This is a genomic window from Bacillus sp. RB3 (assembly GCF_030164735.1).
Taxonomy (GTDB): Bacteria; Bacillota; Bacilli; order Bacillales; family Bacillaceae_G; genus Bacillus_A; species Bacillus_A cereus.
In genome coordinates, this window is the sequence record NZ_JASNGE010000022.1 from 44967 (window position 1) to 68724 (window position 23758).

Below are 23758 nucleotides of genomic sequence, written 5' to 3' on the forward strand. Positions count from 1 at the left end.
GTAGTCATGCGAAATGAGGAAATTATTATAGATTTAGCAGATCCTGTGTTTACCAAAACAATTCGTTCGAGGCAAAATGATAAAAACGGATTGAAGATTACTGTAAATGTAAGAGAAAAGGGGCAACTTGTTGATTTAACAGGGTATGCAGTGAAGTACGAAGCGATTAATCAAGTCGGACTGTTCGTTCGGGATGATGCCCAAATAGTTGATGCAAAGAATGGCGTATTTTCATACACATTGTCCTCGCAAGCTGTTTCCACATCGGATGATTGGACAGCTTATTTTGTTATGGAAAAAAGTACAGAACGAATGAGTACACCAGACATTCGGATTACATTAAGACGTGATGTGAAAGAAGGAAATATTAAAATCGAAAACTATATTTCAGAGTTCGATAAGCTCAAGAAACAGATAGATGCTTTGCAGCAAGCGGTTGATAAAATGGATGTTGTAAAGCGATCAGGCGGGATAATGACAGGTTATCTAACAATGAGACCAACGCCCGGTTCTAATATCGGAGTTGGATTCAATAGTGAGGATAAGTTGTTAGATATCGGTCTTGTAGGAGCCTCGGATGGTCAATTCTATTTAAAAGACTGGAAAAATAATAAAGTGTTGCTTGATAAATCACCTACTGGGGTATTCAATGTTTTTGCTGATAATCTTCTAAAAAAAGCTGGCGACATCATAAATGGATTACTTGAATTTAAGAGCGATAATGCAATTGTATTAGGTAGTCGTTCTTATAAGACAGTCATTCACAAAGGGGCACAAGGAGAGCTGATTTTTGCTCCTTCTACAAAGGAACAGGGGGATACTTGGGATTGGTCCAAAAGAGTAGAATTTCGAACTGATGGAACAATTAAACAAGCAACTGATACAGGGTGGATTAACCTTCCAATAACTGGAGCGGAAAGTGTCGCTGATAGAAATATGAAATATAAAAAAAGTGGTGAGCAGATATCTGTCATTGGATCAGTTAGAAATCCGACAAATACGACAGTATTCGCAACCCTTCCGGCTGGATTTCGCCCTGTCCAAAATATTGCTTTCCCAGCACTTGCTTATGGCAATGGACCAACAGTTTGTGAAGTTACAGTTAAAAGTGATGGTGGGATTTTCGTGAATGGTGTTCAGAGTGGGAATACAATTCATATTGCGATGAGCTTTTTAATTTAGTTATTACAAATCAAGCGTGTATAAGCAGGCTTTTTTATTTTGCATAAAATAGGGCTTTTGTAAAGAATAAAAAAGTGTATGGTTTTATTATGTCAGGAGGAATTGAATAATGGAACAAAAATTTGCGGTTAAGCCAGTTGGTATAAAATATATATGTGATTCTTGTAAGCTAGGGGAAATGGTATCAACAAGTAATATAAAAATGTTTGAAAAACATATTGAATATGTTCATAAATGTAAAAGTTGTGGAGCAGAACGAGAACTAAATAATAAATATCCACTTATTAGATACGAACAAGTATAGACAACGACCAATTCAATCCCTAATATGTATATTGATTACAAATATTTCATGTAAGGGGGAAAAATTTTGTTAGATTGGATCGCAGATAATAAAGTGTTTAGTGGGATTGGCGGAGTAGTATTGACCATACTAGCCGGCATAATTGGAAGTTTTATAAAGAAAAAGAAAGATGAAAGTCAGCCAAGTCAAACCATTACTTCAGGGAATAATTCTAATAATATTCAAGGTGGTAATGATGTTAACGTTACAATCGGTGATAAAAAATGATAGGAAATAAAAAAGAAATACATGCAGGGGACGATTCGACAAATATACAAGCTCAGAATGTTACTATACAACATAATGGCCTTAGTTATACTGAGGTAAAAGAAGTCGCTATGGATGTATTTAAAAGTAATTTTTATAATTTAGGTCAAACTGTTGAAAAAGTTATTAATGAACGTGCAGAAGAAATAATCAATGAGTATTTAAAACGACTAATGTCAAAAAATCCTGAAGCATTGAAAGAAACAGAGGATGCAGATTTACGCTTTATAATATATGAGGCTCAAAAAAATCATGCAAGACGTGGTGATAAAGAGATAGCCCATTTATTAGTGGATATGTTAATTGACAGAACTGTAACTAAAGAAGAAACATTAGTAAAGATAGTGTACAATGAGGCATTAGAAATTCTACCTAAGTTGACGTTAAAACAAATTAATATACTCACGGTTATTTTCATTTTGCGTTATCTTAAGCTGAACAACGTTTTTTATATTGAACAGTTGGACTTGGCGATAAAAAAATTTGCAACGGTTGTTCCTGAAGAGGAGTTTTTCTATCAACATTTGCAATATGCAGGATGCGTATCCATTAGTGATGGAGAAATTAATTTTGTGAATGTTCTTAAAGGTAACTACCCTAACTTAGTGCCTATTTCTCATGAGAATGAAAATTTATTATTTAAAAGGAATTTAAAAAATGTAGCACCTCATTTACATATGCTTTTAGGTCAGATGGAGAAAACGAGAATTCCTAACTGTAGCTTAACTAGTGTTGGAATTGCAATTGCACTTAGTAATTTTAAAAAAAGCATTGAAGCTGAATGGGATTTAGGAATTTGGATTAAAGACTAAGTATATGTTGGAAAAATACAATGTAGTTTTAACCAAACTCAATTCACAAATCAAGAGAAGCGATTTCGCTTCTCTTTTTATTTTGAGGAGATGATTAGAATGAAACGAATAGTAGATCAAGTAATTTATAAAAAGCATGTTAGCCAAGAAAATAAAAACCTAGTCAAAGATTTTCTCATTGAAAAGAAATCGCAAGGAAAAGCGGCAAGCACTTTACAGCAATACAATTGGGATTTACGGATTATTTTGTTTCTAATACATCAACACTTCGAAAATAAAAATCTTATTGAGTTAACACGTAAAGATATTCGGAATTTATCTATTATCTTTCAAGAGATGAGAATGTCAAACGCACGTGTGAATGGATTGATGAGTGCATTACGTTCAGCTCTTGAGTTTTGTGCTGACGATGATGATTATAATTACGAGTTCAACGTAGGCTCAAGGGTGCGTGGTTTACCTAAGAATCCAATTCGAGACATCACATTTATAACTGAGGATCAGATTAATTGGTTAATCGATGGGTTACTTGAGCAAGAAAAATATATGTTAGCAACGTATTTAGCACTTTCTTATTACAGTGCAGCTAGAAAGAATGAGGTATACCAGGTTAAAAAAGAAGGGCTGATAGAACAATATTATACAAATGTGGTACGAGGTAAACGCGGTAAGAAATTTAGACTATATTACAATCACCGGGTGCAGAAATGCATTCGTTTATATATAAATCAGCGAGGTAAGGATACTATTCCAGATTTGTTTGTGCGTGTTTATAAGAATGGTGAGAGAAAAAGATTGAACAAGAGTGTATTTAATTATTGGTGCGACATATTTGCTAAGATGCTGACCGAAAAGGAAGGGAAAGAATTTAAAATGAATCCGCATTGTTTCCGTCATAGCAGATTAGATAATTTGAAAGTACAAGGAGTACCGCTTGAAAAACTAAAATCACTTGCTAACCATTCTGATATTTCCACAACTGAATCTTATTTAAAAGATAGAAGTGAGGAAGATATTGCAGAGATATTTGGAATGGACCCAAGTTGCTTTGCAGCTTAAAAAGGAGAGGGAAAGATGGATCGTATTGATGTATTATTGAAAACATTTATAGTTACGTTTGGTGGCTTCTGTGGGTATTTTTTGGGAGGATGGGATGCAACATTGAAAGTCTTAGTGACGATGGCAGTTATTGATTATTTAACTGGCATGATTGCAGCAGGTTATAAGGGAGAGTTAAAAAGCAAAGTTGGTTTCAAAGGCATCGCCAAAAAGGTGGTGCTTTTTATTTTGGTCGGTGCGGCCGCCCAGCTCGATATAGTGCTTGGAAGTAACAATGCAATTCGCGAAGCGACAATCTTCTTCTTCATGGGTAATGAATTGCTTTCACTTTTAGAAAACGCTGGACGAATGGGTATCCCACTCCCACAACCATTAACAAATGCAGTTGAAATTTTAGGTGGCAAACAAAAACAAGAAGAGAAAAAAGGAGATGTTCAATAATGGGACACATTGTAGATATTTCAAAGTGGAATGGTGATATTAATTGGCCTGTGGCAAAACAATACATTGATTTCATAATTGCGCGCGTACAAGATGGTTCGAATTATGTAGATCCATTATATAAAGGATATGTACAAGCCATGAAACAACATGGTATTCCTTTTGGGAACTATGCATTCTGTCGTTTCGTTTCTGAAAATGACGCACGTGTAGAAGCTCGAGACTTCTGGAATCGTGGAGACAAGAGTGCAACAGTCTGGGTCGCTGATGTGGAAGTAAAAACAATGGATGATATGAGAGCGGGCACGCAAGCGTTTATCGATGAACTACGCCGATTAGGTGCACAAAAAGTCGGTTTATATGTTGGCCATCATATGTATGCTCCATTCGGAATGGCAAATGTAAAATCAGACTTTGTGTGGATTCCTCGTTATGGTGGAAATAGACCAGCTTATCCATGTGATATTTGGCAATACACTGAAACAGGAAATGTCCCTGGTATTGGAAAATGTGATTTAAATGATTTAATTGGAAGTAAGTCGTTAGATTGGTTTACAAATAAATCGTATAAAGAAGAAGGAGTGGAGATTATCGTGAACAAACATAATAAGGTGGTTACTTACGGATTTGGTGTGAATTTAATTCCTGAAATGATTCAAATGATGGATAAGCTTGGATACACTTCAAAAATTGTTTCTCGCGGAGATCGTCAAGGGCTTGTTTATTTTGAGTCGGATTATCGTCAAGGTAGCGAGTTAGATAAAGCAACAGCGTGGTTAGATACTAAAGGATTAAAGTATTACTATACAAAAGAATAATTTTATAAAAAAATGTTATCTGATTCTATAGGTAGATACTTATATCTTGATTTTCATCTTTATAGATGTTAGTGTAAATATACACCGTTTCTTATTTATCTATGAACCAGTATCTGTAGAACGAATAGATTAATTTAAAAAATCCCCTTTTGCATCCATATGCAGAAGGGGATTTTTATTTTTATGAGATTTTAAATTTACTTTTAGATAATGTTTTAAGTACTGGCTTTACAATTAAACCTACTAAATGAAGAATATGATATACATGCTTGGAAATGAAAATAAATTTATAGTGTGCGAAATGGATATATATTTCTGTATCTATATTCAATGTCTGTAGAATAAGTAAAAAATCCCCTTGCGCATGTAAAGATGAATTTTAGATTAAATAAAAACAGCCACAAAACAGCCACAAAACAGCCACGAATTAATAACAAGTAGTGATATCACAGAAAAACGTTATCAGATAAACATGCATTTTATATGACGTGTGAAATGAAATGAAACCATATAATAGGAAGGGATATTTTTAGAACACAAGTTCACCAATGGGAACGCGATCAATATATGTCTCTATACTAAGAGAGAGAAGCCTTGATACTACGGTATCAGGGCTTTTTTTAGCTTTTTTAAGTGAAGTTATTGGATTGTTTTTGATTTCCTTGAATCATTTTACTAAGAAAATTTTTTCGATAGAATCGATCTTCTCTTTTTTTTAATTACTTGTGCTATAACTTAATAATTTTTTACTGCCTGTACGACGCGACCAATGATTTTTACGTCCTCATCTGCAAGGTTGTAAGTTTGTGGCTTGTGAATCGAATCATTACTCAATGGTATTAACGTAATGATACTTAGTTATAAAACAGTCTTATTCAGGATTTCGTTAGTTCATTTTCTAAATTTTGGAAATAAATATAGCTTAGTACCTTGCAATAAACAATACTAAGTGGTATATTATGGATAAGATAGGTACTGTGCATTGAACAGTACTAAGATAGGAAAGGAGGATGGCACTTGAACGTTCAGTTTAAAAAAGGTGTGCTTGAACTTTGTGTATTAGCACTTGTAAAACGTAAAGATAGTTACGGTTATGAACTTGTTCAGCAAATTTCTAATAAATTTTTAATATCGGAAGGGTCAGTATACCCTTTATTACGTCGTTTGACGAAAGAAGGGTATTTTCAAACGTATTTAAAGGAATCTACGGAAGGGCCACCTCGTAAATATTATCAATTAACAGAGCAAGGGGAGACGCAATTTCATTTGTTAGTAACAGAATGGTGTGATTTTGCGAAAGGGGTACAAGAAATTATTGAAGGGGTGGAATGGGATGAGTAAAGAAGGGTTTCTTAAAGAATTATCAAGTTATCTTAGAAAGTTACCAGAGGAAGAGAGGCAAGATATTTTATTGGATTATGAAGAGCACTTTCAGTTTGGACTAGAAGAGGGGAAAACTGAATCAGAAATAATACAAGGCCTTGGTTCTCCGAAAGTAATAGCGAAAGAATTACTTGCGATGTATCGCTTCGATGAAATGAAAAAAAATCCATCGACTTCAAATGTGACAAGAGCTGTTATGGCAGCGATTGGACTTAGTTTGTTTAATTTTATTATTGTGTTAGGACCGTTAGTCGCAATTATTGCTTTTATATTTTCTTTTTGGATCGGTGGTATTGCAAGTGTAGTAACACCATTTTTCGTTATTGGAAAAGTATTTATGGGTACTTTTATATGGTTGGATCTTTTCGTTAGTATAACGTTTGTTGGAGTAGGTTTATTGTTATGTATTATCGCTTTTTATAGTACAAAGTGGTTTAAGAGATTGTGTGTACGATATGTAATATGGAACTTCAAAATGATAAAAGGAGAGTAAATGATGAAAAAACTATTTTTAATCGCTATTGCTTGTATCATTATTGGAGTAATAGGAATTTCCCAAACATATGAAAAAGCAGTACAAACTGCTAAAAAAGGCGATAAAGAAAATGTAATTAAAAACGAAACATTAAAAAATATAGAAGTTAAGTTAGATACCGGGGATATTATTGTCCAAAAATCTCCTGACTCTTCTTTTTATATCAAGCAATCAGGAGGTGTACGTAAACAAGAGATTCGTATCGCAGAAGATGGTGACACATTAAAAGTTATTGGGGAAAGAGAAAAAGGTGCTTCATTTGATTTTTCTTTTTACGATTTTAGGTTTCAAACGTCTAAATTGACTCTCCTTGTGCCCGAACGCTCTTACCAAGATGTAAAAGTAAATTCATCTGCTGGACAAATCGAAATGAGTGATGTGAAAAGTGATAGCGTAAGTGTTAGAACACTTGCTGGAGAAGTAGAGTTGAAACAAATAACGGCTAAGAATGTGGAGGGATCGACAAAAGCTGGTGAGGTGAATTTTAAGAAGGTATTAGGGAAAGTGATCGCAAAAACAACAAGTGGGGAAATAAATATTCAAGATCATGATTCTAAGTATAATCTAGAAGCAAGTTCAACTGCGGGAGATATAGATATTACTTTATCGGAAAAACCACAAGATGCGGTAATTACTGGGCAAAGTGCTGCCGGAGATGTAACAATTTTTAATGAAGAAAATAAAAACGTAACAATTGGAAATGGTAGTAAAAAGATTAGTGGTAAAACGGCTGCTGGAGATGTGACGATTAAAACTCGTTAATAAGAAATAGAATGCATGGAAATCTATCAAAATACAAAAAAGAAGATAATTACCGTATATAAATAAGGTAATTATCTTCTTTTTATTATTTTTTAATGTAAATCACGATATACGCCAATTACTTTCCCGATAACTGACACTTGTTTTAAAATGATAGGTTCTAATGAAGAATTTTCTGGTTGTAAACGGAAATGGTCTTTTTCTTTATAGAAACGTTTAACAGTTGCTTCATTATCTTCTGTTAAAGCGACTACAATTTCACCATTATATGCAGACTGTTGTTGGCGAACAACAACTAAATCTCCATCGAAAATACCAGCTTCAATCATACTATCTCCAGAAATACGTAACATGAACACTTGGTCTGCTCCAGCAACAATACTAGCTGGAAGTGGGAAATGTTCCTCTACGCTTTCGACCGCTGTAATTGGTAAACCAGCAGTAACTTTTCCGACAATTGGAACTTGAATAACAGATTGTGTTTCCGTATCCATTCGGTCTTCACCTAAAATTTCAATAGCACGTGGTTTTGTTGGATCGCGTCGAATGTATCCTTTTTCTTCTAATCGTGATAAATGTCCGTGCACTGTAGAACTAGAAGCGAGGCCGACTGCTTGACCAATTTCACGTACGGAAGGTGGATATCCTTTTTCTTGTACTTTTAGCTTAATAAAGTCGAGAATGTCTTGCTGGCGTTTCGTTAACTTTTCCATGTTTTCTAACACCTCGTTTTCTTTCATTTTTCTTATTAATAAGTATAACATGTGAAAAAACATTCTACAAACATAAGTTCGAACAAATGGCGGATTTATGTTACACTATAGGGAAATAATAGGGAGAAAGAGGGGTTCAAAATGAATGCAATTATTTATGCACGTGTGAGTACAACGAAAGAAGCGCAAGAAACATCATTATTACGTCAAAAAGATGAATTATTGCATTTAGCTGAGCGCTATCAAATGAATGTTACTAAGGTGATTGAAGAGCAGGCTAGTGGATATACAATTGAACGTGACGGTATATTAGAGGTGTTGGATACAATTCGAGACGAACAAATTGATGTGTTACTTATACAAGATGAAACGCGTCTTGGTAGAGGAAATGCGAAGATCGCGTTAATGCATTGTTTACATAAAGAAGGCATAAAAGTATATACGCATACACATAACGGTGAATTACAATTGTCGGATTCTGATTCGATGGTATTAGATATTATTGGTATTGTTGAAGAATATCAAAGAAAGATTCATAATATGAAAATTAAACGAGGTATGCAACGTGCAGTAGAAAAAGGTTATCGTCCAGAAAAAAATTTAAAAAATCGTCATTTAAGTGTAGGAAGAGAGAAAAAAGAAGTGCCAATTGAGGAAATTGTACGTTTGCGAAAAAGTGAACTCACGTTTGAAGAAATTGCAGCAACATTACGTGGATTTGGTCATAATGTTTCAAAGGCGACTGTACATCGTAGATATGTAGAGTATACGAAGCAATTGCTTGATAAAGAAGAGTAACTATTGTATGATAATAATCAGTTTTGATTAGAAGGGGGATTCGAGATGATTAATCACGAACTCGTTGAACGCATTAACTTCTTAGCGAAAAAAGCAAAAGCTGAAGGTTTAACTGAAGAAGAGCAACGTGAGCGTCAATCGCTACGTGAACAATATTTAAAAGGATTTCGTCAAAATATGTTAAACGAACTTAAAGGTATTAAAGTTGTTAACGAAGAAGGTACAGATGTTACACCGACGAAATTAAAAGCTTTAAAAAAGCAAGATAATGCAAAATTAAATTAAAAGATGGGCGAAGCCCATCTTTTTTATTTGTAAAAATCGTTATTTAATAACTTTCCAGTTGTTATTAACTGTTGCTTCTATCGTTTTATGTTCCAATATATAATTAGCGATAAGTTCAGACATATCTGTGGGTATATCTTTTACTACTGGTTTGTTTTGAAACATAAAGAAATTTCCCCCGCCACTTGCACGATAATTATTCATTACAACGTCATGTTCTTCATTCATATTAAGAGGAGCACTGTTATGCTGTAAAGATTCTACTCTTTCACCAATTGGTTTTGAAATGTTTAATACGTATGAAATCCCTTCCCACATATCATAATTATAATGTTGTGGCTTTGGTTCTATGTAGGTAGGACTTACGGTGATTGATCCATCTGTTTTTAATGTGAAATAAGAAGCAGAGAGTTCAAGAGCATTTTTTATATCTGCTCCAGTTATTTTAATTACTTTTAATGTGTTTGGATAAATATAATTAGAAACGATATCACGCATTGTTACATGTTCCGGGAAACCTGGAGATGTATTATGGAACAAACTTGTACAAGAAATTGATACATTAGCTATATTCATCTGTATTTTATTTATGAATTCTATAAAAGGATGATCATGCAAACGAGTTTGCATAGCATCTGAAATTTGCATGTCCCCTTGAATGATTCCAATAGGTTGATCAAGCCACTTTTGTGTTTTCTTTTCGTAATCGGCTACCAATGAAAGTACATCTTGGTCCGCCTCAAATCCTTGTACAGATAATAATTCAGAAGAACTCTCTTTTTTCACCCATTTATGTTTCGTTTTTTTGAATGTTACTTTTACTTTTCCAACTGAGTGTCCATTGCATCCGGTCTGTAAAATTGTTACACCGTTAGCCATTGTGTGAGAAATTTCCCGGTGTTGGTGGCCTGTTAATAAGATATCTATGCCTTCAATTTCATGGCACATTGCATATCCTTGGTTTTCTCCTGTTAACACTTCAGTCGGTACCCCGGTTTGTAAATCTCGTTCAACTCCCCCGTGATACGCTACGACTAGTAAATCTGGTTTCTCATGTTCGCGAATATAAGAAACCCATTCTTTTGTAGTCTTTAATGCATCTTCAAATAGTAAATCTTTAATGTGATGGGACTGTTCCCAATTTGGTATGTAATGTGTTGTTACCCCTAAAATAGCAATTTTTATATTGGATTCAATCTGTTTGATTATATAAGGTTTTCCGAAATAAGGTTTCTTTATGTTTTTATCTAAAATGTTTGCTGATAGGTACGGGAAGTTCGCAGTAGTCACAGCATTATTTAATATATCCATCCCGTAATTAAATTCATGATTGCCGATAATTGCAGCGTCATACTGTAAGTAATTCGCTAATAAGGACATTGGGTTTTTTTTGTTTTTTTCGTATGTAACATAATGATAAGTAAGTGGTGTTCCTTGAATAAAGTCGCCATTATCAATTAAAAGAACGTTTGTATTTTGGGAACGTTCTTTTTTTATAAGAGTAGAAATTTTAGCTAAACCAAGTTCTGCTGGGGAGTTATCTTGGTAGTGAATAGGATAAACAGTGCCATGTATATCGCTTGTTAATAAGATGTTTAAAGTTACAGTTTGATTTTGTTCCAATATGACTCACCTTTTCTATTGTTATCTTCCAATTCATCATATCAAATATGTGAAGAGAATTTTAATGTGAGTGTATAGAATGTGTAAAGATTCTGTAAATAATCAATTATTTGTAAAAATATGTGATATATTTCTTCATGTTTATGAAAGGTTATTTTATAACAATGAAAAATGGAGGCATTAATATGTTGAAAAAAGTTTTTGCAATGAGCACAACAGTTGTACTAGCAGCGGGATTATTAAGTGGCTGTGGAACGAAGGAATCAAGCGCAAGTAAAAATGAAGATACGAAAAAAGGGTATGTACCGAAGACTTTAAATGTTCAATTTGTTCCTTCTCAAAATGCAGATACGTTAGAGGCGAAGGCAAAACCGCTTGAGAAGCTATTAAGTGATAAGTTAAATATTCCAGTAAAAGTTAGTATTTCAACGAACTACAATACAATTGTAGAAGCGATGGCATCTAAACAAGTAGATGTAGGATTTTTACCGCCGACAGCGTACGTATTAGCACATGAAAAGAAGGCCGCAAATGTAATTTTACAAGCACAACGTTTTGGAGTAGAGGATGAAACAGGAGCCCCTACAAAAGATTTAGTAGATTATTATAAATCTGAGTTTGTTGTTAAGAAAGATTCAAATATTAATAGTGTAAAAGATTTAAAAGGTAAAAAAATTGGCTATCAAGATGTAACGTCATCAGCGGGATATGTGTGGCCTGCAGCTGTTCTATTAAAAGAGGGAATTGATCCGTTAAAAGATGTGAAACCTGTTACATTAAAAGGTCACGATCAGTCGCTTATTGCTCTTTTAAATGGTGACGTAGATGCGGCTGTTGTATTCCAAGATGCTCGTAATATTGTAAAAAAAGATTATCCGAATATATTTGATCAAACGAAAATAGTGAAATTTACTGAGAAAATTCCGAACGATACAATTTCTGTACGATCTGATTTAGATGCAGAGTGGAGCAAGAAATTACAAGATGCTTTCATTGAAATTGGAAAGAATGAGGAAGGCCGTAAAATCATTAAAGAAGTATATTCACATGAAGGATATGTTAAATCTGATGATAGTAAATTTGATATCGTTCGTGAATATGGGAAGAAAGTAAAAACGCAATAATACATATGGAAATGGCAGCTAGCTGAAAGGGGATGTTTTCAGTTAGTTTGCCGTTTTGAATACATAGAAGGTAGGTAAGATGTGTGATAGAGTTTCGAAATGTCTCCAAAGTGTATCCAAACGGTACAAAAGGATTGAATAATATAAACTTGAAAATTCAAAAAGGTGAGTTTGTTGTAATGGTAGGGCTGTCTGGAGCTGGAAAATCTACACTTCTCAGATCCGTAAATCGTCTTCATGAGATTACCGAAGGAGAAATCATTATTGAAGGTGAGTCTATTACTGCTGCGAAAGGAAAAGGATTAAGGCGTATGCGCCGGGATATCGGTATGATCTTCCAAAGTTTTAATCTTGTAAAGCGATCAACAGTATTAAAAAATGTATTAGCTGGTCGTATTGGATATCATTCCACATTACGTACAACGTTAGGTTTGTTTCCGAAAGAAGATGTGGAGCTCGCATTTCAAGCGTTAAAAAGAGTGAATATTTTAGAAAAAGCATATGCACGTGCTGATGAATTATCAGGAGGACAACAGCAACGTGTATCAATAGCTAGAGCATTGGCACAAGAAGCAAAAATCATATTGGCAGATGAGCCTGTTGCATCGTTAGATCCACTTACGACAAAGCAAGTATTAAATGATTTGAAAAAAATCAATGAAGATTTTGGAATTACAACAATTGTGAATTTGCATTCTATTGATTTAGCTAGGCAATATGCGACACGTATTATTGGATTACATGCAGGAGAAATTGTTTTTGATGGTTCAGTAGAAGAGGCGACAGATGAAAAATTTGCTGAAATTTATGGAGATGTAGCACAAAAAAATGAATTGTTAGAGGTGGCAGTTAAATGAGTGACGTAACGATATATTCGAAATCGATACCGAAGCCGCCGAGTAAGTTGAAACATATGTTAACGTTTATTTTAGTTATTTTAATGCTGTGGAGTAGTAGTGTACAAGTAGATGCATCATTTTCAAAACTGGTAGACGGTTTTCCCAATATGGTAGATCTATTGAAAGAAATGGTGCCACCTGATTGGAGTTATTTTCAAGTTATTACAACAGCGATGTTAGATACAATACGTATGGCGATTATTGGGACGACCTTAGGAGCGATTTTAGCTATTCCACTTGCATTGTTTGCAGCAAGTAATGTGTTTACTAACACATTTTTATACAGTCTAGCTCGAATGATTTTAAATTTGATACGAACGATACCAGATTTATTATTGGCGGCTATTTTCGTAGCTATTTTTGGAATAGGACCACTTCCGGGTATTTTAGCTCTTACGTTTTTCTCAATTGGGCTTGTGGCGAAATTGTTGTATGAGTCAATTGAATCAATTGATCCAGGTCCGTTAGAGGCGATGACAGCGGTAGGAGCTAATAAGGTGCAATGGATTGTTTATGGGGTAATTCCGCAAGTGAAAGCACATTTTGTCTCCTATGTTCTTTATACATTTGAGGTGAACGTACGTGCAGCAGCTGTTTTAGGTTTAGTAGGAGCAGGTGGTATTGGATTATATTATGATCGTACACTTGGATTTTTACAATATAAACAAACTGCTTCTATAATTATTTATACCCTTATTGTTGTTTTGTTAATTGACTACATTAGTACATTGTTGCGGGAGAAACTATAATGAATAGAACGACGATGATTGTGCCAAAACCGAGTATATATCGCTGGATTATTTTAATAGCACTTACAGTTGTATATGCATGGGCCTTTTCAGGAGTGCCATTAGAGGGGATAAAGGACACAGCAGGTGAAATCACGAAAGCAATTATGACAGGGATATTGAATCCAGACTGGTCGTATGTATCTTTGCCAGATGGTGAAGATTTATTACATGGATTAATTGATACGTTGGCAATTGCAATATTAGGTACATTTATTTCTGCATTTTTATCTGTTCCGTTTGCCTTTTGGGCGGCAACGAATATGAGTAGTGGAAAATTAACTTCAGGATCTGGGAAATTTGTACTTAGTTTTGTTCGTACGTTTCCTGAATTAGTTATGGCTCTTTTATTTATAAAAGCTGTTGGTCCAGGCTCTTTTGCAGGAGTATTGGCCTTAGGATTACATTCTATTGGAATGTTAGGGAAACTATATTCAGAAGGAATTGAAAACATAGATAAAGGACCGACGGAAGCGTTACTAGCAACAGGAGCAAACCGTTTTCAAATACTTTGGTATGCAGTGTTACCACAAGTGTTACCGGATTTTCTATCGTATACGTTATACAGATTTGAAATTAATGTACGATCCGCTGCGATTTTAGGGGTTATTGGAGCAGGAGGGATTGGTACACCTTTAATTTTTGCGCTGAGTTCACGGAATTGGTCTCGTGTTGGGATTATTTTATTAGGTATCATTTTAATGGTAATTATAATTGATTGGATTTCAAGTTCGATTCGGAAACGGATTGTTTAACTTATTTGAAAAGCATCGAAGTTAGATGCTTTTTGTGTTTTTAAAAACGTATTAAAAAAAGTAAGTATAGAAGAAGTTTGTATAAATATGCAGATAATTCCCTTTCTTTTTAAAATAAAAATAATGAAAAAGTATGTCATATTGAATGCCCATACATTCACGGAAACATTGATTTTTTTATAAAAAACCAAAAAAATATCAACATATTTGTCGATACATGTTGTATAATCTTGCGTGGGAAGCTATCATATAAATGTATAAAACGTTTACTAATATAAGCGAAGGGAAGAATAGCATGTCACATTCAATCGAACAACTTTCTATCAACACGATTCGCACATTATCCATCGATGCGATTGAAAAAGCAAACTCTGGTCACCCAGGAATGCCAATGGGTGCAGCACCAATGGCTTATACATTATGGACTCAATTTATGAAACACAATCCAAATAACCCAACGTGGTTTAACCGTGATCGTTTCGTATTATCTGCAGGTCATGGTTCAATGTTATTATACAGCCTACTTCACCTATCTGGTTATGATGTAACAATGGATGACTTAAAGAACTTCCGTCAATGGGGAAGCAAAACTCCAGGACATCCTGAGTACGGTCATACAGCTGGTGTAGATGCAACGACTGGTCCACTTGGACAAGGTATTGCAACTGCTGTAGGTATGGCAATGGCTGAAAGACATTTAGCTGCTAAATATAACCGTGATGCGTATAGTGTAGTAGATCATTATACATACGCTATTTGTGGTGATGGAGATTTAATGGAGGGCGTTTCTGCTGAAGCATCTTCATTAGCTGCTCATTTACAATTAGGTCGTCTTGTTGTGCTTTATGATTCAAACGATATTTCATTAGATGGCGATTTAAATCGTTCATTCTCTGAAAGTGTAGAAGATCGTTACAAAGCATACGGATGGCAAGTAATCCGTGTTGAGGATGGAAACGATATTGAAGCAATCGCGAAAGCAATTGAAGAAGCGAAAGCTGACGAAAAACGCCCAACGCTAATCGAAGTAAGAACGACAATTGGTTTCGGTTCTCCAAACAAATCAGGAAAATCAGCTTCACATGGTTCTCCACTTGGTGTAGAAGAAACGAAATTAACGAAAGAAGCATATGCTTGGACTGCTGAGCAAGACTTCCACGTAGCAGAAGAAGTATATGACAACTTCCGTAAAACAGTACAAGATGTTGGTGAAACTGCGCAAGCTGAGTGGAACACGATGCTAGGTGAATATGCACAAGCATACCCAGAATTAGCAAACGAATTCCAAGCAGCAATGAACGGTCAACTTCCAGAAGGTTGGGAGCAAAACCTACCAACTTATGAATTAGGATCAAAAGCAGCAACTCGTAATTCTTCTGGTGCTGTAATTAATGCAATTGCAGAGTCTGTACCATCATTCTTCGGTGGATCTGCTGACCTTGCTGGTTCTAACAAAACATACATGAATAACGAAAAAGACTTTACAAGAGATGATTACAGCGGTAAAAACATTTGGTACGGTGTACGTGAGTTCGCAATGGGTGCAGCAATGAACGGTATTGCACTACATGGTGGTTTAAAAACTTACGGTGGTACGTTCTTCGTATTCTCTGATTACTTACGTCCAGCAATTCGCCTTGCAGCATTAATGCAATTGCCAGTAACGTATGTATTCACACATGACAGTATCGCTGTTGGTGAAGATGGTCCAACACATGAACCAATCGAGCAATTAGCAGCGCTTCGTGCAATGCCAAACGTTTCTGTTATCCGTCCTGCTGATGGTAATGAATCTGTTGCAGCTTGGAGACTTGCTTTAGAATCGACAAACAAACCAACTGCTTTAGTATTAACTCGTCAAGACCTTCCAACATTAGAAGGTGCAAAAGATGATACGTATGAAAAAGTAGCAAAAGGTGCATATGTAGTTTCTGCAAGCAAGAAAGAAACGGCTGATGTAATCTTACTTGCAACTGGATCTGAAGTAAGCCTAGCTGTTGAAGCTCAAAAAGCATTAGCAGTAGACGGCGTTGACGCAGCGGTTGTCAGCATGCCATCTATGGATCGCTTCGAAGCTCAAACTGCAGAGTACAAAGAATCTGTATTACCAAAAGCAGTAACAAAACGTTTCGCAATCGAAATGGGTGCTACATTCGGATGGCACCGTTACGTAGGTCTTGAAGGAGATGTGTTAGGTATCGATACATTCGGTGCTTCTGCTCCTGGTGAGAAGATTATGGAAGAGTATGGATTTACTGTAGAGAACGTTGTTCGTAAAGTAAAAGAAATGCTTTAATGATTTCAGAAAAATCTCTCCGGCATGGAGAGGTTTTTCTATGTAAATGAGTTTTTTCGACAGAAAAAGTTTTTTATCTCTCCGCAGTCAGACAATCATTGCAAATTTTCTTATATATAATGAAGAGAAAAGGTTGTCCAGATTGGGAGTGGAAAAATGAAAACGTATGAATTGTATTTAATTCAAGAGGATATTGCGAAAGCTTATTTTGGTCGTGAATATTTGTTTTTTGATTTATTTGCTCGATTTTCAGAATCTGGGTCCCTTTCGGAGAAAAAAGTGTTATATAAGCAAATGATGTATATAACGATGCCATTGCAAGTAATGAAAATTCATCATAAATTAGAACAAGCTTTGCGCGTTCTTGGTAAATATGATAGAACACATCATACACATACACTTTATACGGGAGCGGAGTACGGCGAAATAATGGTGAAACCGCACTATATTCGTATGAATACCTCTGGAAATGTCTCTATGGAAACAACATTCTTTGAGGTGTTAAGAAAGTGTGAATTAACATTTTTAGCTATGGATTATGAAAATACAAAGTACGGATGGCTGAATCCTCTAAAACAAGTACGAACATATGTGTAAAAAATGTCGAATTGTATCTTGTCTTATTGAAAAGGTTTTAGTACACTGTAAGGTAGACAACATGAAGGAGGAAAATATATGCCAATTTGGTTAGGTATTCTAGTGGGCGTAGTAGCACTAGTAGCAGGCGTGGCGTTAGGATTTTTCATTGCCCGCAAATATATGATGAATTACTTACAAAAAAATCCACCAATTAACGAACAAATGTTAAAAATGATGATGATGCAAATGGGACAAAAACCTTCCCAAAAGAAAATCAATCAAATGATGAGCGCAATGAACAAGCAACAAATGAAATAAGCGCTAAAAGACACTCGCTAAGAGTGTCTTTCTTTTTGTTAGTTATAGTTTTTAAAACTTTTAAAAATTCTGTATTTTTGGTAAACTGAAAACATCGCTCATTTTAAGGGAGGAGGAAAAAAATGAAAGTGTTTATGAATTTAGCGTGGTTTTTTAAACAAGAAAAACGAGCGTACATAACTGGAATTATTTTATTGTTTGGCGTTGCACTTTTAGAACTTGTAGCACCAAAAGTAATTGGAATCGTTGTAGATGAAATTAATGATGGAACATTGACGACCGATAAGTTACTAAAATGGGTTGTACTATTAGTAATTGTAGGCATTACGATGTACATATTACGTTACATATGGCGTATTATGATTTTCGGGTCTTCATTAAAATTAGCTCGCCAATTACGAAAAAATTTATATGAACATTTTACAAAGATGAGTCCATCTTTCTATCAGTCAAATCGAACAGGTGATTTAATGGCACATGCGACCAATGATATTCAAGCGATCCAGCAAACTGCTGGAGCAGGTGTTTTGACGCTTGTTGACTCATTAGCTGTCGGAGGATGTGTACTCGTAGCGATGGGTTTTACAATTAGCTGGAAGTTAACATTATTAAGTTTAATTCCAATGCCGATTGTAGCTATTTCGACAAATTATTATGGAACTTTATTACATAAAAGGTTTCATAAAGCACAGCAATCGTTTTCGGAAATCAATGATAAAGTGCAAGAGAGTATGAGTGGAATGAAAGTGATTCGCTCGCTTGGACAAGAGAAAGAAGATTTGCAGGCGTTTCGAAGAAAATCAGAAGATGTTGTACATAAAAATGTGTTAGTTGCACGTATTGATTCGTTATTTGATCCGACAATCTCTCTTATCGTTGGATTTTCTTTTTTAATCGCAGTATGTTATGGATCGGTATTAGTTGTAAGAGGTGAATTAACAGTAGGTGATCTCGTTACATTTACGACATATTTAGGTACCCTCGTTTGGCCAATGTTAGCGTTTGGATGGTTATTCAATATTATGGAGCGTGGGCGTGCTTCATATGACCGTGTAGAAAAAATTCTTTCACAAAAATCAGATGTAGTAAATAGCGAAAATGCTGTACAGACAATAGCGAGCGGTAATGTTTCGTTTGCCGTTAATTCATTTTCGTATAAGAAAAATGAATTGTTACATTTAAACGATATTCACTTTGATTTGAAGAAGGGCGAAACGCTAGGAGTTGTAGGACGTACAGGCGCAGGGAAAACAACTTTATTAAAATGTTTAATCCGTGAGTATGATCATTTTAATGGTGAATTAAAAATTGGGGAGCGAGATATTCGAGATATAACACTTCATGGTGTCCGTTCTGCCATTTCATACGTGCCGCAAGATCATTTTTTATTCTCAGCAAGTATTGGTGAGAATATTGCCTTTGGAAAGGCGGATGCTACATATAATGAAATTACCCAAGCTGCAGAGATTGCTTGTATTCATAATGACATCCTCCAATTTTCAGAAGGATATGAAACAGTAGTAGGGGAAAGAGGTGTTTCGTTATCTGGTGGTCAAAAACAGCGAATCTCTATTGCTCGTGCTTTATTAACAAATGCTGAAATTTTAATTTTGGATGATTGTTTATCAGCAGTAGATGCAAAAACAGAAGAGACGATTTTAAGTGCCTTAAAGAGGGAAAGAGCAGGGAAAACGACGATTATTACTGCACACCGATTAAGTGCAATTCAGCATGCCAATCTTATTCTTGTTGTTGATGAAGGTAGAATTGTACAAAGAGGTACACATGAGGAATTAATGAAGGAAAACGGCTGGTATAAGGAAATGTATGAAAGCCAGCAATTAGAAGCTTTAGTCGAGAAAGGAGGCGTATGATGGTAGAGAAGAAGCGAAGTGATTTAAGTAGATTGCTTTCCTATATGAAGCCATATAAAGGGTTGCTATCTTTAGCATTTATCTTTTTAGTTGGTGCGACAGTAACGGAAATGATGGGTCCTTTTTTAATTAAACAATTCCTCGATGAACACCTAGTACCGCGGGATTTTGAACGATCAGCGCTCGTTACTTTATTTGTAATTTACATAGTTGCTCATTTATTAAAAGTATTATTTACGTATTTAAATCTATTGTACTTTCAGAACATTGCTTTTAAGATTGTTCAAGATATGCGAGTTGAAGTATATGAACATGTTCAAAAGCTGTCATTAAGTTTCTTTGATCGTACGCCGATTGGTACACTTGTATCGCGTATAACAAATGATACGGAAGCGATTAAAGATTTTTATGTTAGTGTATTATCAACATTTGTGAAAAATGTAGTCTTTTTAGTAGGTATTTTAGTAGCGATGTTTTTATTAGATGTAAAATTAGCGCTATTTTCTCTCGTATTAATTCCGATAATGTTTGCGATTATGGTATTATATCGCCGGAAAAGTGCAGCTTTTTATTTAGAAGTACGTAATCAACTAAGCGTGTTAAATGCAAAGTTGAACGAGTCCATACAAGGAATGAATATTGTTCAAGTGTTCAGACAAGAAAAACGTATGAGAAAAGAGTTTGAAGAAGTGAATAATAAACATTATAGTGCAGGGCGACGTACTTTGAAGTTAGACGCATTACTTTTACGACCAGCTACGGATTTAGTGCATATTGTAGCTATTGCGTTAGTACTAGGTTTATTTGGGATTGATGCTTTAAAGAGCCCTGTTGAAGTAGGAGTTTTATATGCTTTTGTTAACTATATACATCGTTTCTTCCAACCTGTAAATGAGATGATGATGAAATTGTCCTTTTTCCAACAGGCACTTGTTTCGTCATCACGTGTATTTCATTTAATGGACGAGAAAGATTTAGCACCGGTTCAAAAAGGCAATGAGAATCCTCAAGTTGTGGATGGGGATATTGAATTTAAAAATGTTACTTTTTCATATGATGGAAAGCGTGACGTTTTAAAAAATGTATCATTTCACGTGAAACAAGGGCAAACGGTTGCTTTTGTTGGGCATACTGGTAGCGGAAAAAGTACGATTATGAATTTGTTAATGCGATTTTATAATATTAAGTCAGGAAATATTGTAATAGACGGTGTAGATTTAGAAAAATTTGAAGAACGAGAAATTAGAAAGAAAATAGGACTCGTATTGCAAGATGCATTTTTATTTGCTGGAAATGTAAAGCAAAATATTCGTATGTATAATGAAGAAATTACGGATGAAGAAGTAAAAGAAGCTGCTCGATTTGTGCAAGCAAATACGTTTATTGAAAAGTTACCAAAACAGTATGAAACAGAAGTAGTAGAAAGAGGTGCAGCATTTTCAAGCGGTCAACGACAATTAATTGCTTTTGCTAGAACGATAGCAACGAATCCGAAAGTATTAGTATTAGATGAAGCAACAGCTAATATCGATACAGAAACAGAAGAGGCTATTCAAACAGCGTTGCAACAAATGCGAAAAGGTAGAACGACGATAGCCATTGCGCATAGGTTATCTACAATTCAAGATTCAGATCAAATTTTTGTGATGCATGATGGAGAGATAGTAGAAAGAGGAACACATCAAGAATTACTAAGTGAGCAAGGTTTGTATTATAATATGTACTTGCTACAAAATAAAGTGAGTTTGCAAAAGGCCTTGTAATACAAGGTCTTTTTTATTTTGTATACAACATATGTTTACTCTTTGTTTCTATAGCATAAATGTTGTGTCCTCTTATGAAACTTGTACATATTGTATGTATACGAAGTAAAAAAATTGATAGGAGATTTTATATGCAAAACAGATCAAGTTCAAATGTTACGTTTATTGATGTGTCTCATTGGGAAGGGAATATTGATTGGAATGCAGTGAAGGCATCTGGAATTCCAGCAGCGTATGCAAAAGCGACAGAAGGTGTAAACTACATTGATCCTACTTTTACTAAGAATGTACAAGCAGCACGAAATGCGAATGTATTAATTGGTGCATACCATTTTGCACGCCCAGAACAAAATGATGCAATTTCAGAGGCGAAATATTTTGTGGGTATATTACAAAATAACCAGACAGACTTAATGCCAGTTCTGGATTTAGAATCACCAACAGATCGGAGCAACAGTAATTTAACTGGTAACGCTATATCGAATTGGGCAAGAAGCTTCATAAATTATGTGAAACAGGCTACTGGAAAAGATGTAATGTTATATACAGGAGTTTGGTATATTAATGAGTTCGGAATTAGCGGATTAAGTGATATACCGCTTTGGATTGCTAAATACTCGAGTACACCGCCTGCTGATGCTGGTGGATGGACAGCGTGGACAGCGTGGCAGTACACAGATTCTGGACAAATTTCAGGCGTAGGAAATTGTGATGTATCAGCTGCAGTTTCATTAGAAGCTTTAAAAGGGAATGGAGCAAGTGGTGGAGGTAATGTTTCCCCGCCTAATAATGCAACTCCAGTGTACGGGGTTGCTATAATTAATGGAGATAATGTGAATTTGAGAAGTGGACCATCTTTACAGTCTAGTGTAATTCGCCAATTGAATCGTGGCGAAACATATGAAGTTTGGGGAGAACAAGATGGATGGCTTTGTTTAGGGACAAATCAGTGGGTATATAATGATCCGAGTTATATTCAGTATAAACATTATGTGGCGACTATTACTGGTGATAATGTAAATTTGCGTGATGCTCCATCATTAAATGGAAATGTTATAAGACAGTTACATCAGGGTGAATCGTATCGAGTGTGGAGTAAGCAAGATGGATGGCTTTGCTTAGGGACAAATCAATGGATATACTACGATCCGAGTTATATTCAGTATGGTGTACAATAGAGTGAAAATAAAAGGTGCCCTGTCAGAGGTGCCTTTTATTAAAAATATACAACTTTTACAAAGTCTATATCGAAACCATAGTATACTATAGTAGATATATTTATAAAAAATAATCGAAAATGAAATAAAGGAGTAAAAATATGAATTATGTGCTAATAGGTGCGATTTTAATATTATTAGCTGTAGCATTTGTGCTGTTTTATAAAAATAAACAGTTAGAATCAGAGAGTCAGCAAGTAGAATTTGAAAAGAAACAAGCGATTGAAACGTATAAAAATGAAATTGCAGCTACAGTGATAGAGCATAAAGAACAACAAAATAATTTAAAAAATATGGAACAGAAAAAATACAATGATTTACAAGTAAGTGCAAATAGAGAAATTGAAAATATGCGTATGATGAAAAATCAATTAGCTATGCAGCATAGTAAAGAACGTAGTGAAATACAAAATAAACATAATAACGAAATACATATGTTTCAAAAATTAATTGCAAATTTACGAGAATATACTAAAAACGGTGCTGAAATGAATACGTACGAAACATTACATTATATGAAGCGAGGATTCATAGAGCAAGGCATCATATTAGATGCTGAAATTCAAATCATGCCGAATGTTTTTATTAAAAATAATAGTGAAATAAACGATAATCGAATCCATCATCTCATCTTGTGCAAAACTGGTATTTATCTACTTGAGACGAAAGAATGGGAAGAGAAATTAATTCATGGTTTAACGAAAGAAAATGCTGGTATATATTCATTTATGATTGATGAAATGGGTAAGTATCAACAAGAAGTTGAAAAAGAAGAGACATTTGAATATATAGTAGGTAAAGATTCGTCAACTATACAAGTGAAAAATGAAGGAAATCCAGTATATAAGGCGAAGAAACTATCTCAAATTTTATACAATTGTTTGAAAGAAATGCAGGCTAATAGTATAAAAGAAAAGGTAAAACCAGTTGTATATTTTTATAATGAAAATGGAAAAGAAATAATAGATCTTTCTAGTGAGGAAACACCTAGATTAAAAAATCGGGAGCAAATTGTAACGTTCTTCAGAAATGAAATCTTAGCAGGGAAAGTAGTATATACAGTGCAAGAATTAGAACAGATTCGAGAAATGATTAGCCGGATGATTTATATAGTGAGTTAAAAG

Annotated in this window: 25 protein-coding genes and 1 pseudogene; 23 read left to right on the forward strand and 3 right to left on the reverse strand. The window is 34.8% G+C overall.

Annotated features, from left to right (window positions below):
- The first annotated feature begins 6 nt into the window (after positions 1 to 6).
- The 7 genes from QO049_RS22450 (at position 7) to QO049_RS22480 (ending at position 4922) form a co-directional block, all read left to right on the forward strand.
- The gene (locus QO049_RS22450) at positions 7 to 1182 is read left to right on the forward strand and encodes a BppU family phage baseplate upper protein (protein WP_284489497.1); all 1176 of its coding nucleotides are present in this window, start codon (positions 7 to 9) and stop codon (positions 1180 to 1182) included.
- A gap of 109 nt (positions 1183 to 1291) precedes the next feature.
- Positions 1292 to 1486 (forward strand): hypothetical protein, encoded by a 195-nt coding sequence (locus QO049_RS22455; RefSeq protein ID WP_284489498.1) that lies wholly within the window; start codon positions 1292 to 1294, stop codon positions 1484 to 1486.
- A gap of 66 nt (positions 1487 to 1552) precedes the next feature.
- Positions 1553 to 1753, forward strand: a complete 201-nt coding sequence (locus QO049_RS22460) for a hypothetical protein (protein ID WP_284489499.1) — start codon at positions 1553 to 1555, stop codon at positions 1751 to 1753.
- Positions 1750 to 2604, forward strand: a complete 855-nt coding sequence (locus QO049_RS22465) for an LPO_1073/Vpar_1526 family protein (RefSeq protein WP_284489500.1) — start codon at positions 1750 to 1752, stop codon at positions 2602 to 2604. The genes QO049_RS22460 and QO049_RS22465 overlap by 4 nt, the downstream gene beginning before the upstream one ends.
- A 99-nt stretch (positions 2605 to 2703) precedes the next feature.
- Entirely contained in the window at positions 2704 to 3663 is a 960-nt protein-coding gene (locus QO049_RS22470) for a tyrosine-type recombinase/integrase (RefSeq protein WP_284489501.1), read from the forward strand.
- 15 nt (positions 3664 to 3678) lie between these two features.
- Positions 3679 to 4104, forward strand: coding sequence for a phage holin family protein (locus QO049_RS22475; RefSeq protein ID WP_284489502.1), 426 nt, complete (start codon positions 3679 to 3681; stop codon positions 4102 to 4104).
- Positions 4104 to 4922 (forward strand): GH25 family lysozyme, encoded by an 819-nt coding sequence (locus tag QO049_RS22480; RefSeq protein WP_284489503.1) that lies wholly within the window; start codon positions 4104 to 4106, stop codon positions 4920 to 4922. Before QO049_RS22475 ends, QO049_RS22480 begins: the two co-directional genes overlap by 1 nt.
- Before the next feature lie 735 nt (positions 4923 to 5657).
- Here the strand turns inward: QO049_RS22480 and QO049_RS22485 are convergent.
- Positions 5658 to 5777, reverse strand: a pseudogene (locus QO049_RS22485) (LexA family protein); the annotation flags it as partial.
- Between the two features lie 162 nt (positions 5778 to 5939).
- Between QO049_RS22485 and QO049_RS22490 the strand changes: the two are divergent.
- Genes QO049_RS22490 through QO049_RS22500 form a run of 3 tightly spaced genes read left to right on the forward strand, consistent with a single transcriptional unit; the run spans position 5940 to position 7602 of the window.
- Positions 5940 to 6263, forward strand: a complete 324-nt coding sequence (locus QO049_RS22490) for a PadR family transcriptional regulator (protein ID WP_001102627.1) — start codon at positions 5940 to 5942, stop codon at positions 6261 to 6263.
- Positions 6256 to 6798 (forward strand): DUF1700 domain-containing protein, encoded by a 543-nt coding sequence (locus QO049_RS22495; protein ID WP_000031383.1) that lies wholly within the window; start codon positions 6256 to 6258, stop codon positions 6796 to 6798. The genes QO049_RS22490 and QO049_RS22495 overlap by 8 nt, the downstream gene beginning before the upstream one ends.
- On the forward strand, positions 6799 to 7602 hold the full coding sequence (locus QO049_RS22500; RefSeq protein ID WP_246960959.1) for a DUF4097 family beta strand repeat-containing protein: 804 nt from the start codon (positions 6799 to 6801) through the stop codon (positions 7600 to 7602).
- A 92-nt stretch (positions 7603 to 7694) separates the two neighbouring features.
- Here the strand turns inward: QO049_RS22500 and lexA are convergent, their stop codons facing one another.
- Positions 7695 to 8315, reverse strand: coding sequence for a transcriptional repressor LexA (lexA, locus tag QO049_RS22505; RefSeq protein ID WP_000413738.1), 621 nt, complete (start codon positions 8313 to 8315; stop codon positions 7695 to 7697).
- A gap of 141 nt (positions 8316 to 8456) precedes the next feature.
- Here lexA and QO049_RS22510 point away from each other — a divergent pair, with 141 nt between their 5' ends.
- Both QO049_RS22510 and QO049_RS22515 read left to right on the forward strand, forming a co-directional pair.
- On the forward strand, positions 8457 to 9113 hold the full coding sequence (locus QO049_RS22510; RefSeq protein WP_000991472.1) for a YneB family resolvase-like protein: 657 nt from the start codon (positions 8457 to 8459) through the stop codon (positions 9111 to 9113).
- A 45-nt stretch (positions 9114 to 9158) separates the two neighbouring features.
- On the forward strand, positions 9159 to 9398 hold the full coding sequence (locus tag QO049_RS22515; protein ID WP_000607015.1) for a DUF896 domain-containing protein: 240 nt from the start codon (positions 9159 to 9161) through the stop codon (positions 9396 to 9398).
- Positions 9399 to 9437: 39 nt separating this feature from the next.
- Here QO049_RS22515 and QO049_RS22520 read toward each other — a convergent pair whose 3' ends face one another.
- The gene (locus QO049_RS22520; protein WP_246960956.1) at positions 9438 to 11021 is read right to left on the reverse strand and encodes a bifunctional metallophosphatase/5'-nucleotidase; all 1584 of its coding nucleotides are present in this window, start codon (positions 11019 to 11021) and stop codon (positions 9438 to 9440) included.
- 185 nt (positions 11022 to 11206) lie between these two features.
- Here QO049_RS22520 and QO049_RS22525 point away from each other — a divergent pair, with 185 nt between their 5' ends.
- The 11 genes from QO049_RS22525 to QO049_RS22575 all read left to right on the forward strand — a co-directional run bounded on the left by QO049_RS22525 (position 11207) and on the right by QO049_RS22575 (position 23755).
- Positions 11207 to 12145, forward strand: coding sequence for a phosphate/phosphite/phosphonate ABC transporter substrate-binding protein (locus QO049_RS22525; protein WP_000915064.1), 939 nt, complete (start codon positions 11207 to 11209; stop codon positions 12143 to 12145).
- A gap of 83 nt (positions 12146 to 12228) precedes the next feature.
- Complete coding sequence (phnC, locus tag QO049_RS22530) at positions 12229 to 13002, forward strand: phosphonate ABC transporter ATP-binding protein (RefSeq protein ID WP_016111191.1); 774 nt, start codon at positions 12229 to 12231, stop codon at positions 13000 to 13002.
- The gene (gene phnE / locus QO049_RS22535) at positions 12999 to 13793 is read left to right on the forward strand and encodes a phosphonate ABC transporter, permease protein PhnE (RefSeq protein WP_001286376.1); all 795 of its coding nucleotides are present in this window, start codon (positions 12999 to 13001) and stop codon (positions 13791 to 13793) included. The genes phnC and phnE (QO049_RS22535) overlap by 4 nt, the downstream gene beginning before the upstream one ends.
- On the forward strand, positions 13793 to 14587 hold the full coding sequence (phnE, locus tag QO049_RS22540; RefSeq protein WP_246960953.1) for a phosphonate ABC transporter, permease protein PhnE: 795 nt from the start codon (positions 13793 to 13795) through the stop codon (positions 14585 to 14587). Before phnE (QO049_RS22535) ends, phnE (QO049_RS22540) begins: the two co-directional genes overlap by 1 nt.
- Positions 14588 to 14882: 295 nt before the next feature.
- Positions 14883 to 16883, forward strand: a complete 2001-nt coding sequence (tkt, locus tag QO049_RS22545; protein WP_000019782.1) for a transketolase — start codon at positions 14883 to 14885, stop codon at positions 16881 to 16883.
- A gap of 156 nt (positions 16884 to 17039) precedes the next feature.
- Positions 17040 to 17480 carry a sporulation inhibitor of replication protein SirA gene (sirA, locus tag QO049_RS22550; protein WP_000860645.1) on the forward strand — a complete coding sequence of 147 codons (441 nt, stop codon included), beginning with the start codon at positions 17040 to 17042 and terminating at the stop codon, positions 17478 to 17480.
- A 78-nt stretch (positions 17481 to 17558) separates the two neighbouring features.
- A complete protein-coding gene (locus tag QO049_RS22555; protein ID WP_001123317.1) occupies positions 17559 to 17780 on the forward strand; it encodes a YneF family protein in 222 nt (73 codons plus the stop codon).
- Positions 17781 to 17902: 122 nt separating this feature from the next.
- Positions 17903 to 19654 carry an ABC transporter ATP-binding protein gene (locus QO049_RS22560; RefSeq protein WP_246960949.1) on the forward strand — a complete coding sequence of 584 codons (1752 nt, stop codon included), beginning with the start codon at positions 17903 to 17905 and terminating at the stop codon, positions 19652 to 19654.
- On the forward strand, positions 19654 to 21417 hold the full coding sequence (locus tag QO049_RS22565; protein ID WP_000229523.1) for an ABC transporter ATP-binding protein: 1764 nt from the start codon (positions 19654 to 19656) through the stop codon (positions 21415 to 21417). The genes QO049_RS22560 and QO049_RS22565 overlap by 1 nt, the downstream gene beginning before the upstream one ends.
- 131 nt (positions 21418 to 21548) lie before the next feature.
- Positions 21549 to 22595 carry a GH25 family lysozyme gene (locus QO049_RS22570; protein WP_246960947.1) on the forward strand — a complete coding sequence of 349 codons (1047 nt, stop codon included), beginning with the start codon at positions 21549 to 21551 and terminating at the stop codon, positions 22593 to 22595.
- Between the two features lie 140 nt (positions 22596 to 22735).
- Positions 22736 to 23755 carry an NERD domain-containing protein gene (locus tag QO049_RS22575; protein WP_246960944.1) on the forward strand — a complete coding sequence of 340 codons (1020 nt, stop codon included), beginning with the start codon at positions 22736 to 22738 and terminating at the stop codon, positions 23753 to 23755.
- The last annotated feature ends 3 nt before the right edge of the window (positions 23756 to 23758 follow it).

Coding starts and splice junctions, on each gene's coding strand:
- QO049_RS22450 (WP_284489497.1), top strand. CDS start 7: ATGCGAAATGAGGAAATTATTATAGATTTAGCAGATCCTGTGTTTACC.
- QO049_RS22455 (WP_284489498.1), top strand. CDS start 1,292: ATGGAACAAAAATTTGCGGTTAAGCCAGTTGGTATAAAATATATATGT.
- QO049_RS22465 (WP_284489500.1), top strand. CDS start 1,750: ATGATAGGAAATAAAAAAGAAATACATGCAGGGGACGATTCGACAAAT.
- QO049_RS22470 (WP_284489501.1), top strand. CDS start 2,704: ATGAAACGAATAGTAGATCAAGTAATTTATAAAAAGCATGTTAGCCAA.
- QO049_RS22475 (WP_284489502.1), top strand. CDS start 3,679: ATGGATCGTATTGATGTATTATTGAAAACATTTATAGTTACGTTTGGT.
- QO049_RS22480 (WP_284489503.1), top strand. CDS start 4,104: ATGGGACACATTGTAGATATTTCAAAGTGGAATGGTGATATTAATTGG.
- QO049_RS22495 (WP_000031383.1), top strand. CDS start 6,256: ATGAGTAAAGAAGGGTTTCTTAAAGAATTATCAAGTTATCTTAGAAAG.
- QO049_RS22500 (WP_246960959.1), top strand. CDS start 6,799: ATGATGAAAAAACTATTTTTAATCGCTATTGCTTGTATCATTATTGGA.
- lexA (WP_000413738.1), bottom strand. CDS start 8,315: ATGGAAAAGTTAACGAAACGCCAGCAAGACATTCTCGACTTTATTAAG.
- QO049_RS22510 (WP_000991472.1), top strand. CDS start 8,457: ATGAATGCAATTATTTATGCACGTGTGAGTACAACGAAAGAAGCGCAA.
- QO049_RS22515 (WP_000607015.1), top strand. CDS start 9,159: ATGATTAATCACGAACTCGTTGAACGCATTAACTTCTTAGCGAAAAAA.
- QO049_RS22525 (WP_000915064.1), top strand. CDS start 11,207: ATGTTGAAAAAAGTTTTTGCAATGAGCACAACAGTTGTACTAGCAGCG.
- phnE (WP_001286376.1), top strand. CDS start 12,999: ATGAGTGACGTAACGATATATTCGAAATCGATACCGAAGCCGCCGAGT.
- phnE (WP_246960953.1), top strand. CDS start 13,793: ATGAATAGAACGACGATGATTGTGCCAAAACCGAGTATATATCGCTGG.
- tkt (WP_000019782.1), top strand. CDS start 14,883: ATGTCACATTCAATCGAACAACTTTCTATCAACACGATTCGCACATTA.
- sirA (WP_000860645.1), top strand. CDS start 17,040: ATGAAAACGTATGAATTGTATTTAATTCAAGAGGATATTGCGAAAGCT.
- QO049_RS22555 (WP_001123317.1), top strand. CDS start 17,559: ATGCCAATTTGGTTAGGTATTCTAGTGGGCGTAGTAGCACTAGTAGCA.
- QO049_RS22560 (WP_246960949.1), top strand. CDS start 17,903: ATGAAAGTGTTTATGAATTTAGCGTGGTTTTTTAAACAAGAAAAACGA.
- QO049_RS22565 (WP_000229523.1), top strand. CDS start 19,654: ATGGTAGAGAAGAAGCGAAGTGATTTAAGTAGATTGCTTTCCTATATG.
- QO049_RS22570 (WP_246960947.1), top strand. CDS start 21,549: ATGCAAAACAGATCAAGTTCAAATGTTACGTTTATTGATGTGTCTCAT.
- QO049_RS22575 (WP_246960944.1), top strand. CDS start 22,736: ATGAATTATGTGCTAATAGGTGCGATTTTAATATTATTAGCTGTAGCA.